Origin of the sequence: Entomohabitans teleogrylli (genome assembly GCF_001484765.1) — a bacterium.
GTDB lineage: Bacteria > Pseudomonadota > Gammaproteobacteria > Enterobacterales > Enterobacteriaceae > Entomohabitans > Entomohabitans teleogrylli.
This window is the reverse complement of the sequence record NZ_LLXO01000016.1, coordinates 24,066-39,062: the sequence shown is the minus strand read 5'-3', so window position 1 is coordinate 39,062 and position 14,997 is coordinate 24,066. Positions and strand designations below refer to the sequence as shown.

The 14,997-nt window shown below is 58.4% G+C and carries 12 protein-coding genes; 3 read left to right on the top strand and 9 right to left on the bottom strand.

Annotation, left to right across the window (positions count from 1 at the left end):
* Positions 1-15 precede the first annotated feature (15 nt).
* The 5 genes from glnB to purL all read right to left on the bottom strand — a co-directional run bounded on the left by glnB (position 16) and on the right by purL (position 8,364).
* Positions 16-354, bottom strand: a complete 339-nt coding sequence (glnB, locus tag AQ981_RS18410) for a nitrogen regulatory protein P-II (protein ID WP_058913214.1) — start codon at positions 352-354, stop codon at positions 16-18.
* A gap of 102 nt (positions 355-456) precedes the next feature.
* Complete coding sequence (gene glrR, locus AQ981_RS18405) at positions 457-1,794, bottom strand: two-component system response regulator GlrR (RefSeq protein ID WP_058913213.1); 1,338 nt, start codon at positions 1,792-1,794, stop codon at positions 457-459.
* Positions 1,791-2,528: a two-component system QseEF-associated lipoprotein QseG gene (qseG, locus tag AQ981_RS18400; RefSeq protein ID WP_058913212.1), complete on the bottom strand. Its 738-nt coding sequence runs from the start codon at positions 2,526-2,528 to the stop codon at positions 1,791-1,793. Before qseG ends, glrR begins: the two co-directional genes overlap by 4 nt.
* 3 nt (positions 2,529-2,531) lie before the next feature.
* Positions 2,532-3,959, bottom strand: coding sequence for a sensor histidine kinase (locus AQ981_RS18395; protein ID WP_058913308.1), 1,428 nt, complete (start codon positions 3,957-3,959; stop codon positions 2,532-2,534).
* Positions 3,960-4,476: 517 nt separating this feature from the next.
* The gene (gene purL, locus AQ981_RS18390) at positions 4,477-8,364 is read right to left on the bottom strand and encodes a phosphoribosylformylglycinamidine synthase (protein WP_058913211.1); all 3,888 of its coding nucleotides are present in this window, start codon (positions 8,362-8,364) and stop codon (positions 4,477-4,479) included.
* 270 nt (positions 8,365-8,634) lie between these two features.
* On the opposite strand from purL, the gene mltF reads away from it, so the two are divergent.
* On the top strand, positions 8,635-10,179 hold the full coding sequence (gene mltF, locus AQ981_RS18385) for a membrane-bound lytic murein transglycosylase MltF (protein WP_058913210.1): 1,545 nt from the start codon (positions 8,635-8,637) through the stop codon (positions 10,177-10,179).
* On the opposite strand, the gene tadA is transcribed toward mltF, so the two are convergent.
* The 3 genes from tadA to murQ are packed head-to-tail and all read right to left on the bottom strand — an operon-like array spanning position 10,176 to position 12,330.
* A complete protein-coding gene (gene tadA, locus AQ981_RS18380) occupies positions 10,176-10,697 on the bottom strand; it encodes a tRNA adenosine(34) deaminase TadA (RefSeq protein WP_058913209.1) in 522 nt (173 codons plus the stop codon). The two genes, mltF and tadA, sit on opposite strands and share 4 nt — an antisense overlap.
* A 50-nt stretch (positions 10,698-10,747) precedes the next feature.
* Positions 10,748-11,383: a phosphatidylglycerophosphatase C gene (gene yfhb / locus AQ981_RS18375; RefSeq protein WP_058913208.1), complete on the bottom strand. Its 636-nt coding sequence runs from the start codon at positions 11,381-11,383 to the stop codon at positions 10,748-10,750.
* A gap of 53 nt (positions 11,384-11,436) precedes the next feature.
* Positions 11,437-12,330, bottom strand: a complete 894-nt coding sequence (murQ, locus tag AQ981_RS18370) for an N-acetylmuramic acid 6-phosphate etherase (RefSeq protein ID WP_058913207.1) — start codon at positions 12,328-12,330, stop codon at positions 11,437-11,439.
* Between the two features lie 122 nt (positions 12,331-12,452).
* Here murQ and AQ981_RS18365 point away from each other — a divergent pair, with 122 nt between their 5' ends.
* The gene (locus AQ981_RS18365; RefSeq protein WP_058913307.1) at positions 12,453-13,301 is read left to right on the top strand and encodes a MurR/RpiR family transcriptional regulator; all 849 of its coding nucleotides are present in this window, start codon (positions 12,453-12,455) and stop codon (positions 13,299-13,301) included.
* Positions 13,302-13,311: 10 nt separating this feature from the next.
* Here AQ981_RS18365 and AQ981_RS18360 read toward each other — a convergent pair whose 3' ends face one another.
* Positions 13,312-14,235, bottom strand: coding sequence for a LysR family transcriptional regulator (locus tag AQ981_RS18360; protein WP_058913206.1), 924 nt, complete (start codon positions 14,233-14,235; stop codon positions 13,312-13,314).
* 65 nt (positions 14,236-14,300) lie between these two features.
* Here AQ981_RS18360 and AQ981_RS18355 point away from each other — a divergent pair, with 65 nt between their 5' ends.
* Positions 14,301-14,906 (top strand): LysE family translocator, encoded by a 606-nt coding sequence (locus AQ981_RS18355; RefSeq protein WP_058913205.1) that lies wholly within the window; start codon positions 14,301-14,303, stop codon positions 14,904-14,906.
* Positions 14,907-14,997: the final 91 nt, after the last annotated feature.

Below are 14,997 nucleotides of genomic sequence, written 5' to 3'. Positions count from 1 at the left end.
CGGGACAGGGCGCGGTCAAATAGCCGCGTCGTCCTCTTCGCCAGTACGGATACGCACCACGCGCGCCACATCAAAGACAAAGATTTTCCCGTCGCCGATTTTACCGGTCTGGGCAGTGCGAATGATGGTGTCCACGCAGGTATCGACAATATCGTCGCTAACGACAATTTCAATTTTCACTTTCGGCAGAAAATCAACCATATACTCCGCGCCACGATACAGCTCGGTGTGGCCTTTCTGGCGGCCAAAGCCTTTCACTTCCGTGACGGTCATGCCGGTGATACCGACTTCCGCCAGCGCTTCACGCACGTCATCAAGTTTGAAAGGCTTAATAATCGCATCAATCTTTTTCATGGTGGATCCTTAAATCTCCTCAGCACGCCGGGCCGAAGCAGCGGTGAACGTTTCAGTGGTCGCTCAAGTTACCATATCCTGGTCAATTTTGCGGTAACAAAACTACTCTTTAAAATCGCCGGCATCCAGGTCATGACGCGCCAGCAACTTATAGAATTCGGTGCGATTACGTCCCGCCATTCGCGCCGCATGGGTGACATTGCCTTTGGCTATCTGCAGCAGTTTGCGCAGATAGTTCAGTTCAAACTGGCTGCGGGCTTCGACAAAGGTCGGCAGCACCGTGTTTTCTCCCTCCAGCGCCTGCTCCACCAGCGCATCGCCGATCACCGGCGCCGAAGTCAGCGCCACGCACTGTTCGATAACATTCACCAGTTGGCGCACATTGCCAGGCCAACTGGCGGTCATCAGCCGCTTCATCGCGTCGGTGGAGAAGCTGCGTACAAAAGGCTTGTGGCGGTTCGCCGCCTCGCGCAGCAGATGGTTAGCCAGCAGAGGAATATCTTCGGCGCGCTCCTGAAGCGTGGGGATCTTCAGACTGACGACATTCAGACGATAGAAAAGATCTTCCCGGAATTCGCCGCGCGCCATCGCTTTCGGCAGATCGCGGTGGGTGGCGGAGATAATCCGCACATTAATATCGATATCCCGGTTGCTGCCCAGGGGCCGCACTTTACGCTCCTGCAATACCCGCAGCAATTTCACCTGCAGCGGAGCCGGCATATCGCCAATTTCATCCAGGAACAGCGTGCCGCCCTCCGCGGCCTGGAACAACCCTTCCCGGCTGCTCACCGCGCCGGTAAAAGCGCCGCGCGCATGACCAAACAGCTCTGATTCCAGCAACTGCTCCGGCAGCGCCCCACAGTTAATGGCGATAAAGGGCTTTGTACTACGCGGGCTGGCGTTATGGATAGCCCGGGCCAGTACCTCTTTCCCGGTACCACTCTGGCCGGCAATCAACAGGCTGACGTCAGACTGCGCCACCATATGGGCCTGATCCAGCAACCGCAGCATCAGCGGGCTGCGGGTGACAATGTTGCCCTTCCAACTGTCATCCGCCACGGTGGCGGTATGGGACAGCGCATCATCAATCGCTTTATATAACGCGTCCCTGTCCACCGGTTTAGTGAGGAAGCTGAACACTCCCTGGCGGGTAGCGGCCACGGCATCGGGAATCGAGCCGTGGGCGGTAAGGATAATTACCGGCATCCCCGGCCAGCCTTTCTGAATTTCGCTGAACAGTTGCATACCGTCCATCTCATCCATACGCAAATCGCTGATCACCAGGTCGATTTTTTCCCGTCCCAGCACTCGCAGCGCTTCCGGACCGCTGGCCGCGGTGACGACCACATAGCCTTCGCTGCTCAGGCGCAGGCCGAGCAATTTCAGCAAACCGGGATCGTCATCGACGAGTAACAGGCGAGCGGAGGGGTATTGGGTCATGGGGCGGGTTTCTCCTGCGCTGCGGCGGCCGGCGCTTTATCGTCTGCCGCGCTATGGCTGTCCTGAATATCGCTGGCGCGTGGTTTGCGGCTGGAAAGCTGACGTTCAATGTCGGTCAGGTTTTCCAGTTTACGGGTAGTCACCTCCAGCTCGCCGCGCAACTGCTGTTCCTGCTGGCGCAGATGATCGAGCTCGCTGTCCGCAGACTGCTGAAGCTTCGCATAACGGCTGCGCTCATCGGCGAGGCGTAGTTCGCGGTTCTGCCCTTCGCGCCAGACTTCAAACAGCGCCCGCACCGGAGCGGGCACTTCAGAGACCGACGCGTTGAGAATCGTCATATAGCGCCGACGCTCCAGCGGCGTAATGCGGGCGTCCGACAATAAAATGCCGCGGCGAAATGCCGCCTGCCAGGTATCGTCCGACCATTGCCGGGCGGCGGCCCGCGCTTCTGACGGCAGCAGACGCGCGGCGCAGTCCATCCCGCGTAGCCAGTAAAGCGGATTCGACTCCACCACACTGCCGCTCAGTTGCCAGATATCCGCACAATCGGTAATCAGGTAATCCGCCAGTTGGTGATCCGGCTGCGCAAGCTGGCGCTCCGGATTGATAACACTGGTGGCGCTCCCCTGCACACAGCCAGTCAGCAGTAGCGACGCCAGCAGCGCCGCCGCGGTACTGAAACGAACAAACTGCGGCCATAGCCGCCACAGCAAAAAATAACGCTTTTGTATCATTAGTTATTCATTCCCGGTAAAAACGGGCAGTGTAATTCGAAAGCAGACGTCGTCTTCGCCGTCGTCCACCAGATGAAGTTCTCCATGCATACGCCGCACGCAGTCCCGCGCGATGCTGAGCCCCAGGCCGCTTCCCTTAACGGCGCCTTTACGCTGCTGGCTTCCCTGGTAAAAAGGTTCGAAAATCATGTTGCGTTCTGCTTCAGGGATTGGGGTTCCGGTATTGGCTACGTCAATATGTAGCTGATTTCCAGCCGTTTTGCTTCGGATGTAAATGTTACCGGATTCGCTGCCGTAGTGCACTGCGTTGGAGTAGAGATTGTCGAGTACGCTCATTAATAGCATCGGTTCACCGATGCAGCAGGCTGGCGCCAGCGATACCTCAGTGTGCATCAGCTTAGCCCGGGCGGGAAGACTATGGGCGGAAATCACCATTTCCGCCAGCGGCGCAGGATCCACTTTCTCAAGCTCGACGCTGCCGTTTGCCAGTTTGCGGTTGTAATCCAGCAGTTGTTCAATCAGCTTCTGCAGGTTACGGCTACTCTCATCAAGGATCTCCACCACCTCTTTCTGCTCCGCCGTCAAAGAGCCAACCACCTGATCGGCCAGCAGTTCGGTGCCTTCGCGCATACTGGCCAGCGGGGTTTTCAGTTCATGGGAGATATGGCGCAAAAACTGGTGACGCTGCGATTCCAGCCACGCCAGGCGCTCGCTAAGCCAGATAATGCGCTGCCCCACGGAACGCAGTTCGCGGGGCCCTTTAAATACCACATCCTGCCCCAGGGATCGCCCTTCCCCGAGGCGGTTAATCATCCGCTCAATGCCCTTCACCGGACCGATAATCATGCGGGTAAACAGCATCACCAGCGCCAGGCTCACCAGAAACAGTACCAGCGCCTGCCAGCCGAAAAACTGCCCGCGTTCAGCTATCGCCTGCTGTAACTGCTCCCCACGGGAGAAGACCACAGCCCGGGTCGCCTGAACCATCTGCGCATTGGCATCGGCAAAAGACTCCAGCCGCGTTGCCGCCGACGGCGTCGGGCTGCTGTTATGGCAGGTTAACTCGCTGAGCTGGTCGAGATCGTCACGCAGCGCCTGCCAGATGTGATTATCCGGCAGTACGCCAACCTGGGCATCAAGCATACCGACATAGCGCCGCAGCTGGCTCTGGTAAACCTTTTCCAGCGTCGGGTCATCCAGCACACAGTACTGGCGGTAACTGCGCTCCATTTCCAGCGCCGCATTGGTCATCGCCTCGCTGCGCCGGGCCTCTACCAGAGTGGTGCGATTGGTCTGCGCCGCCTGGGCGCTAAGAGCGTTGAGACTCTGCCATGCCTGCCATGCCAGTACCAGTAAAGGCACCAGCACCAGCAAAAACGCCATGATGACCAGTTGGCGCAAAGAGCGGGGGAAAACAGACCAGCGGTTCACCAGATAACCTCGCATGGCAAGTCAAAGGACAAATGCTAACCGAGCCAGCCGGGACAGGAAAGAAGAACATCAGAAACAGCAAAGGCAGAGTTAAAAACTCTGCCTTTGCTATAGAAACAGGCGGTGCCTAACTCAACGTTTCGCCCGATGCATGATAAAGCGGTAAAACCGACTGTTATCAAAAGTTGGACGGCAGGCACCTGTGAGTGCGTCATTCGGTGTTTTATGTAGCACAACCGCAAGGGGCTGACATAAGGAGGTGAATGAGCCACTGCGTTATATTATGCACATACCGTGCCAAAACAAAAGAAAATTAAATTTATCTTTTATTTTCAATACGATGAAATAAGAGCTCTGGCAATTCCCTCGCATACCGACGCCTGAAATGTCTCCGCAGAGCGACACTGCTGACAACGGCAAAAGCACTTCAATAAAATCAGCCAGTTAAATGTCTCCTTATGGAGACACTCAACCCCGGGCGGCGGCGTCAAATAACAACAGCGCCGCCCTGCCGCTGTCAGCCCAACTGTTTACGGGCGTTGCGGAAGATACGCATCCACGGGCTATCCTCCCCCCACTCCGCCGGATGCCAGGAGTTACTGACGGTGCGGAATACCCGCTCCGGATGCGGCATCATAATCGTCACCCGCCCGCTTTCGCTGGTCAGCGCCGTAATACCGTTCGGCGAGCCGTTCGGGTTGGCCGGATAGGTTTCGGTAACCTGACCCGCGTTGTCGATATAGCGCAGCGCCACCAGCCCTTTGCTCTCCAGCGCCGCCAGATGGGCGTCGTCACGCACCTCCACGCGCCCTTCGCCATGTGAAACGGCAATCGGCATATGGGAGCCGACCATCCCCTGCAACAGCAGGGACGGGCTGGCGGTCACCTCCACCAGACTGAAGCGCGCTTCAAAACGATCGGACTGGTTACGCACAAAGCGCGGCCACAAATCGCTGCCCGGGATCAGCTCACGCAGGTTAGACATCATCTGGCAACCGTTGCATACCCCGAGCGCCAGGGTCTGCGGACGATGGAAGAAGGTAGCGAACTCATCGCGCACCCGGTTATTAAACAGGATCGACTTCGCCCAACCTTCCCCGGCCCCCAGCACATCGCCATACGAAAAGCCGCCACAGGCCACCAGCGCATGGAAATCCTCCAGGCCACGCTGGCCGGACAACAGATCGCTCATATGCACATCAATGGCGTCAAATCCGGCGCGGTGGAAAGCCGCCGCCATTTCAACGTGGGAATTCACCCCCTGCTCACGCAGCACAGCCACTTTCGGACGCACTCCACGGGCGATAAACGGCGCAGCGACATCTTCATTAATATCGTAAGTTAACTCGACGTTCAGCCCCGGATCGCTGTCGTTTTTCTTCGCTTCATGCTCCTGGTCGGCGCACTGCGGGTTGTCGCGCAGGCGCTGCATCTGCCAGGTGGTTTCCGCCCACCAGACCCGCAGCGTAGTGCGGCTTTCGCTGAACACCGGGTGACCGTCGGCGGTAATGGTAAAGCGATCGCCTGCCACCGCCCGGCCAAGGTAGTGTACGCAATCCGTCAGACCATGGGCGCTCAGCAGCGCTTCCACCGCCGCCCGGTCCTGAGCGGCAATCTGGATCACCGCGCCCAGTTCTTCGCTGAACAGCGCCGCCAGACGATCGTCGCCCAGCGTGGCAATGTCCGCTTCCACACCACAGTGGCCGGTAAAGGCCATCTCAGCCAGCGTCACCAGCAGACCACCGTCGGCGCGGTCATGGTAGGCCAGCAGCTTCTGCTGCGCGACCAGTTCCTGTATTGCGTCCCAGAAGGCTTTCAGTTGCGCCACATCGCGTACATCCGCCGGCTTGTCGCCGAGCTGGCGGTAAACCTGCGCCAGCGCGGTCGCGCCCAGCGCGTTAACGCCGTTGCCCAGATCGATCAGCAGCAGCGCGTTGTCGCCGGTGCTGAGCTGCGGAGTGACGGTACGACGCACATCTTCCACCCGCGCGAACGCCGAGATGGTCAGACTCAGCGGCGAAGTCATTTCGCGCTGTTCGTTGCCCTCCTGCCAGCGGGTTTTCATGGACATTGAATCCTTGCCGACCGGAATCGTCAGACCCAGTTGCGGGCACAACTCTTCGCCAACCGCTTTCACCGCTTCATACAAACCGGCATCTTCGCCAGGGTGGCCGGCAGCGGCCATCCAGTTAGCGGACAGCTTCACGCGCTTCAGCGATCCAATCTGCGTGGCGGCAATATTGGTCAGCGCTTCGCCGACCGCCAGGCGCGCCGAAGCGGCAAAATCAAGCAGCGCCACCGGCGCGCGCTCGCCCATCGCCATCGCTTCGCCGTAATAGCTGTCAAGGCTGGCGGTAGTCACCGCACAGTTCGCTACCGGCACCTGCCACGGGCCAACCATCTGGTCGCGGGCCACCATCCCGGTTACGGTACGGTCGCCAATGGTCACCAGGAAGGTTTTTTCCGCCACTGCCGGCAAATGCAGAACGCGCTTCACCGCCTCCGCCACAGAAATACCCCGGCGATCCAGTTCACACCCCTGCGCCTGCAGGCGTTCAACGCGACGCGTCATCTTCGGGGTTTTACCGAGCAGCACATCCAGCGGCATATCGATCGGCTGATTGTCAAAATGGCTGTCGTTGAGCGTCAAATGCTGCTCGGCCGTCGCTTCGCCAATCACCGCATAGGGCGCGCGTTCGCGGCGACACAGCTCATCAAACAGCGCCATTTGCTCCGGTGCTACCGCCAGGACATAGCGCTCCTGAGATTCGTTACACCACACTTCCAGCGGACTCATGCCCGGTTCGTCGCTGAGAATATCGCGCAGCTCAAAGCGCCCGCCGCGCCCGCCGTCGCTCACCAGTTCCGGCATCGCATTCGACAGCCCGCCGGCCCCGACATCATGAATAAACAGGATCGGGTTGGCGTCGCCAAGCTGCCAGCAGCGGTCAATCACCTCCTGACAGCGGCGCTCCATTTCCGGGTTATCGCGCTGTACCGAGGCAAAATCCAGATCGGCATCCGACTGGCCGGAGGCCATTGAGGAAGCCGCCCCGCCGCCAAGACCGATATTCATCGCCGGCCCGCCGAGCACGATCAGTTTGGCGCCCACCGTGATTTCGCCTTTCTGCACGTGTTCGGCGCGAATATTACCAATACCGCCCGCCAGCATGATCGGCTTATGGTAGCCGCGCAGTTCAACGCCGTTATGGCTGTTTACCTGCTCTTCGTATGTACGGAAGTAGCCGTTAAGCGCCGGACGGCCGAATTCGTTGTTGAACGCCGCGCCCCCCAGCGGGCCTTCAGTCATGATATCCAGCGCCGAAACGATCCGATCCGGCTTACCGAAATCCTCTTCCCAGGGCTGCTCAAAACCCGGGATACGCAGATTGGATACCGAGAACCCCACCAGCCCGGCTTTCGGTTTAGCGCCGCGACCGGTCGCCCCTTCATCGCGAATTTCACCGCCGGATCCGGTTGCCGCACCCGGCCACGGAGAGATAGCGGTCGGGTGGTTATGGGTTTCCACCTTCATCAGAATATGGGCGGGCTCATGATGATAGTCATACCGGTCGCTACCGCGTTCGGCAAAGAAGCGCCCAACGTCAGAACCTTCCATCACCGCGGCGTTGTCTTTATAGGCCGACAGCACGTAGTCCGGGGTTGTCTCAAAGGTGTTCTTGATCATTTTAAACAGCGACTTCGGCTGCTGTTCGCCGTCAATCACCCAGTCAGCGTTGAAAATTTTGTGGCGGCAGTGCTCTGAATTCGCCTGCGCGAACATGTACAGTTCGATATCATTCGGGTTACGCCCCAGCGCCATAAAGGCCTGCTGAAGATAGTCAATTTCATCGTCGGCCAGCGCCAGGCCGAGACGCAGGTTGGCCTCTTCCAGCGCGCCGCGCCCCTTGCCCAGCAGATCGACGCTCTGTACCGGCGCCGGCTGATGGTGGGCGAACAGTTGCTGCGCCTCCTGCGGATCGGCGAAGACAGTTTCCATCATGCGATCGTGGAGCCGGGCGGCTACCGCCAGGCGCTGCTCCGGGGTCAACGAACGGGCTTCGATATAGTAAGCCACGCCGCGCTCCAGGCGTTTCACCTGCTGCAGACCGCAGTTATGGGCGATATCAGTCGCTTTGGAAGACCAGGGAGAAATGGTGCCGGGACGAGGCGTGACCAGAATCAGCTGCCCGGTCGGCGCGTGCTCCGCCAGGCTCGGGCCATACTTCAGCAGACGCTGCAATCGTGTGAGCTCTTCATCGCTCAGCGGCGCATCGAGATCGGCAAAGTGCACATATTCGGCATAGATATCATCTACCGGGAGTTGAGCCGCCCTGAATCCAGTCAGCAGTTTGTTAATACGAAATGCCGATAAAGCAGGGGAACCACGCAGAATTTCCATCATCAGATCTCTCGTCTTCGAAGCGCTATGTGACGCTCACAGGGGCGCAAAGGGGGGAAAACGGGCGATATTATAGAGAATCCGACGCGGCGACGAAACCGTTTGCGTAGAAATAAAATTACCGATTGCGGTTATGCATTATATGCATAAATTGCCCTGCCTGGTTGCCAACTGGCGTATTGTTAAGCAAAATGCCGTCCATTCCCGTTACATTGTTGTGTGTTATATGGTCATTACCAGCTGAGATTCGTCGCATCGCAGAGAATTAACTTATTGAAAAAATTAAAGATTAACTATCTGCTTATCGGTGTCGTTACCTTGTTGCTGGCAGTGGCGCTCTGGCCCTCCATTCCCTGGTTCGGAAAAGCCGAAAACCGTATCGCCGCGATTCAGTCGCGGGGGGTTTTGCGTATCAGTACCGTCAACTCCCCCCTGACCTGGATAAAAATCGGCGATAAACCTGCCGGGCTGGATTATGAACTGGCCCGGGAGTTTGCCGATTATTTGGGCGTGGAGTTACAGGTCACCGTGCGCCAGAACTTCAGCCAGTTGTTTGACGACCTTGACAGCGGGCACGCCGATTTACTGGCGGCCGGCCTGGTCTATAATGTTGAACGCAGTCGCCGTTACCAGGCCAGTCCGACCTTCTATTCCGTCTCCCAGCAATTGGTTTATAAAATGGGTAGCGTTCGCCCACGCCAGTTAGATAACCTGAAGCCGGACGAACTGGTAATCTCATCCGGTCATGCCGTGCTGTCGGATTTGCAGCAGCTTCAGGCAGAGAAATACCCCGACCTGTCGTGGATTGTCGATAAAGAACAAAACAGCGTTAACCTGATGAAGCAAGTCGTGGACGGCTCGATTCGCTACACCATCGGAGATTCTGTGGCGATTAGTATTTTCCAGCGCGTCCACCCACAGCTGGCGGTGGCCTTTGACGTTTCGGAAGAACAGCCGGTCACCTGGTTCAGCGCCAGAGATCGCGACGATACGCTTTCTGCCGCGCTGCTCGATTTTTTTAACCACATTAATGAAGACGGCACCCTGGCGCGTCTCGAAGAAAAGTATCTCGGTCACGTGGGCGACTTCGACTATGTGGATACCCGCAGCTTCCTGCGCGCGGTAGACAATATCCTGCCCGACCTGCGGCCGCTGTTTGAAAAATACGCCACCGATATTGACTGGCGGCTGCTGGCCGCCATCTCTTATCAGGAGTCGCACTGGGATACCCAGGCCACCTCGCCGACCGGTGTGCGCGGTCTGATGATGCTGACCAGGAATACTGCCCAGAGTCTCGGACTGACCGATCGGCTGGACGCTGAACAAAGCATTCGCGGCGGCGCCCGTTATCTGCAGGAAATGATGGCCAAGGTTCCCGACAGCGTGCCGGAAGAAGAGCGAATCTGGTTCGCCCTCGCCGCCTACAATATGGGCTATGCCCATATGCTGGACGCCGTCGCCCTGACAGCAAAGCAGAAGGGCAATCCGGATCGCTGGGCGGACGTCAAGATGCGCCTGCCGCTGCTGAGCCAGAAAGCCTGGTATAGCAAAACGACCTATGGCTACGCGCGCGGCCACGAAGCCTATGCTTACGTGGAAAATATCCGCAAGTATCAACTGAGTCTGGAAGGGTATCTGCTGGAAAAAGAGCGCAAAGCGCAGCAAATGGAGAAACTGGCCGAGGGATATCCGGTGGTATCGCCGCAGGAAATGCATGACGTGATTCTGGCGCCAGCGCCGGCATCGCTGGCCAGCTTCGCGCCACTTCCGCTCCCGAGCCAGGCGTCATCGGCGCTGTTTGCCCTTTCCGGCCATTAAGCGCCGGCGTCTTCCTCTCCCGCCTGACGAGCGGCCTGCCTGAGCGCTTTTTTCTGCTGGCGGCGCTGGCGGAAAAAATCGCTCAACATCGCCGCGCACTCGCCGGCCAGTATCCCTTCGCTGACCTGGACCTGATGATTCATACCCGGGTGATGCAACACATCCAGCAACGAACCCGCCGCCCCGGTTTTGGCATCCCGAGCGCCGAACACCAGATGACTAATCCGGCTATGGACCATCGCCCCGGCGCACATCACGCAGGGCTCCAGCGTGACATACAGCGTGGTGTCCAGCAGGCGGTAATTCTGCAATACCATTCCCCCCTGGCGCAGCGCCATAATTTCCGCATGGGCGGTGGGATCGTGACGCCCGATCGGCCGGTTCCACCCCTCGCCGATCACCTGCTCGCCATGCACCAGCACCGCGCCAACCGGAACTTCGCCCTCTTCCCGGGCGCGTTCAGCCAGCGCCAAGGCATGACGCATCCAGTATTCATGGATAGATTCGTTCGCTGACACACCTGTCTCCGGGGAAATCAATGGCCGGGCATTATACCCGGACCAGGCGCTTACTCAAGCTGCTGGAGATCGCCGCCCGGCGTCACCCGCCAGCGATGGAGGCAGAAAGCGAGTAGCGGGTTATCCTGGCTGCTGTCGCTGTAGCCGCTATACAACTGTAGTGGGCTACCGAGCTGCTTTTCCAGTTGCGCCACCTTCTCATGGCCCAGACAGCGCAACGTCAGCACCCAGCCGCCGCAGCGGCGCGCCATCTGGCTGGCGATCAGACGCACGCCTGGCAGCCACGGCGAATCATGATAGACCTGGCGGACCAGCGATTCAGGGGAGCCCGTGATTAGCCAGACATCCGCATCGCCCTTTTTCAGATAGTTGGTCAGCCGCCCCTGCACCACCGGAAAAGCGACTACCTGTTCACGAAACCAGCGCACAAACTCAGCTTCCCGCCGCCGTAGCGTGGCCTCTTTATGGCCGAAGGTGCAGGCCCACAGCAACAGACTCACTGGCCAGCGCGTCGCGCGCCCCTGCACGGCCAGGGCGATAATAATGACGGGCAACAGCGGCAGCGCCAGCAGCCCGTTCAGCGGCGAGCGACGGATTAGAAAACGCAAAAAAGCGCCAAACATATCCTGCTGATGCAAAGTGCCATCCAGATCGAAGAAAACCGTACGTCGGGTCTGAGGTTGCAAACTGTACTCCTGAATCTGCCTGAAAAACCAGAGGCGCCGGGGTAGTCCTGAGATCAGGCCCGCAGCGCGTCGCGCAGAAAACCATGATGGGCCGCCAGCCGCTCCCGGGCCGCAGTCGCGTCAAGGCCGCTGAGTACCATCAATATTGCCGGCTTAACGTCATAATCCGTCTGGCGCAGCACAGTTTCCGCCGCGGCGCGCTCGACGCCCGTCGCCTCCATCACCATCCGGCAGGCGCGATCGATCAGTTTCACATTCGTCGCCTTCATATCCACCATCAGGTTCTGATACACCTTACCAAATTTCACCATCGCGCCGGTGGAGATCATATTCAGTACCAGCTTCTGGGCTGTGCCGGATTTCAGACGCGTGGAGCCGGTGAGCGCTTCCGGGCCCACCAGCGGCGAGATAGCGATATCTGCCGCCCCGGCGATCGGCGAAGCAGGGTTACAGGAGATTGCGACGGTGGTACATCCGAGCTGGCGCGCATAGCGCAGGCCGCCAATCACATACGGCGTGCGGCCTGACGCCGCCAGCCCGACCACCAGATCCCGTGGTTCAAGCGACAATCCCGCCAGATCGTCTTCCCCGAACTGCGGATTATCCTCCGCCCCCTCCACCGCCTTGAGCAGCGCGCCAGGGCCGCCGGCAATCAGGCCGATCACCAGGCCGTGCGGAACCCCAAAGGTGGGCGGACATTCAGAAGCATCCAGTACTCCGAGCCGGCCGCTGGTTCCGGCGCCCATATAGATAATGCGCCCGCCGGCACGCAGCGTCGTCGTCGCCGCGTCGACCGCCTTTGCGACCTCCGGCAAGGTCGCCCCCACCGCCGCCGCGACCTGAGCATCCTGCTCATTAAAACGCTGCACCAGTTCCAGCGTTGAAAGGGTATCCAAATCCATGGTCTGCGGGTTACGCGCTTCCGACAGCAGCGAGCCAAGATTCATATTTGCGCCTCAGAATATTTAATTCATAATAATAACCCTATAATGGAATAGAAAATTCAATCTGGCGAGTGGATTTCATCGGACAACAGGATGAAATCGCATTTGCATTCCCGGAGAGTGATGTGAATTGTCTGATACGTATTCGCCAGCGCTACCCGGCCCTGGCGCAGAGTGACAGAAAGCTGGCCGAATTTCTGCTGGAGAATGCCGCCAGATCCCTCGAATTCAGTTCCCAGCAGTTGGCCGCCGCAGCCGGCGTCAGTCAGTCCAGCGTGGTGAAATTCGCCCAGAAGTTGGGCTACAAAGGTTACCCGGCCCTGAAACTGGCGATCAGCGAGGCCCTCGCCAGCGCGCCAGCCCCACACTCGGTACCGGTACATAACGCGATCCTCGGCGACGATCCGCTACGCATGGTGGGGGAAAAGCTGATCAAAGATAATACCGCCGCTATGCACGCCACACTGGACATCAACAGCGAAGAAAAGCTGCTGGACAGCGTGGCGATGCTGCGCGATGCGCGGCGCATTCTGCTGGCTGGAATTGGCGCCTCCGGCCTGGTGGCGAAAAACTTTGCCTGGAAGCTGATGAAGATCGGCATTAATGCCGTGGCCGAACTGGATACCCACGCGTTGCTGGCCAGCGCCCAGGCCCTGAAGCCGCAGGATCTGTTGCTGGCTATCTCCTATTCCGGCGAGCGGCGGGAAATCAATCTGGCGGCGGAAGAGGCGTTTGCCGTTGGCGCGAAGATCCTCGCCATTACCGGGTTTACCCCTAACGCGCTGCAGCAGAGAGCCACCCATAGTCTGTACACTATCGCTGAAGAGCAGGCCACCCGTAGTGCGGCTATCTCCTCCACCAGCGCCCAAATGATGCTGGCGGATCTGTTATTTATGGCGCTGGTACAGCAGGATCTGGACCATGCTCCTGAACATATTCGTCACAGTGAAGAGCTGGTGAAAAAGCTGGTGTAGGGGCGTCAGCTTACCCCTGCCGGGCTATCTCACGCAGCCATTCGCAAAGCTCGTGACCAACGCCTGCCACAGGCGACGCTGACAACGATAGCAGGTAATATCCGCTCCCATCGTTCACAAAACCCTGCGGAGCCACCAGCATACCGCCGTCGATATCATCCCGCACCAGTTGCCAGGGCCCCACAGCAACCCCCAGTCCGACAACCGCGGCCTGCAGACTAAAATAGAAGTGATCAAAAAATAGCGCCGGGCCAGACGGACAAGTCTGCCCGGACGCCTGTTCCCACTCATGCCACGCCTGGGGACGCGTGTGAGTATGCAGAGATGGCGCATGCGGCGATATACGACCCTCGCTTAAAAACCATTCTCTGGCTTTATCCGGGCGGCACACTGGCCCAACTTTTTCAGGAAACAACCGCTCAGCCTGCCAGCCTTCCGGCCAGTCAAAATCATTACGGCGAATCGCCAGATCGATCCCATCACGCGCAGAAAACGCGCCGCCACCGGCCACCAGATGTATACGAGCCTGCGGATACCGGGCCTGAAAATCCGGCCAGCGCGGCAATAACCAGCGCATCAGCAACGTCGGTTCACAGGACAGCACCAGCGGCCTGGGCTGTCTGGCGCTGGCACGCAGTGTCTCCGTCGCCTGGTGAATCACCGCCAGCCCCTCATCCACGGCGCGGGCCAACGCTTTCCCTTCCAGCGTTAAAAATACCCGCCGACTGCGGCGTTCGAAAAGTTTCACCCCCAACTCATCTTCCAGGGCGCGCACTGCGCGGCTAACGGCTCCGTGCGTCAGGCACAGCGCTTCTGCAGCATGGGTAAAGTTTTCAAAACGAGCGGCCACGGCAAAGCAGCGTAACGCGTTAAGTGACGGCGCCCGCTCAATTTCTAATGGTGATTTTTTATCACCATAACGGTCACTAATCATCGTTATTCATCCAGGTAATATACCGATAACATTGCCAGATTCATTATCTCAGAGGAATATGTTTAATGACAGAATGGTTAGCTATTATCACCATTAGCACACTGGCTATCATCAGTCCGGGTCCGGATTTCGCGATGGTGACGCGCAACAGCCTGATCCTTTCTCGCCGCGCCGGGCTACTCACTGCTCTGGGTATCGGGCTCGGTGTTGTGGTTCATGTGACATATACGCTGGTCGGCGTTGGACTATTAATCCGCAATTCGCTATGGCTATTCAATGTGATTAAATTTGCCGGCGCGCTATACCTGATCTGGCTGGGGATAAAAATGCTTCGTAGCCGTGCCGGTGAACTGACGTCACAGTATCGACTCGCGCCTCTCAGCGATTTTTCCGCCCTGCGCCGCGGTTTTTTCACCAATGTGCTGAATCCCAAAACGACGATCTTTATCGTTAGCCTCTTTATGCAGGTTGTGGATCCCCGGACGCCGCTGGTAAGTCAGGTGGCTTATGGCACGTTTATTTCGGTGGCCCATATCGCCTGGTTTAGCCTGGTCGCGTATCTTTTCTCTTCAGGGATCTTTCGTGAATCATTGCTCAACCTGCGCCACTGGATTGATCGGCTGTTTGGCGCCTTTCTGGTGGGATTCGGCCTGGTGCTGGCCATACGCTGAAGTGCAGTATGGGTTCAGCATCACATTATTGGGGTGATACGGTTTCTGTGCTACACTCGCGTGCCCGACGCCTCCCGCCGTCGCCATCGCG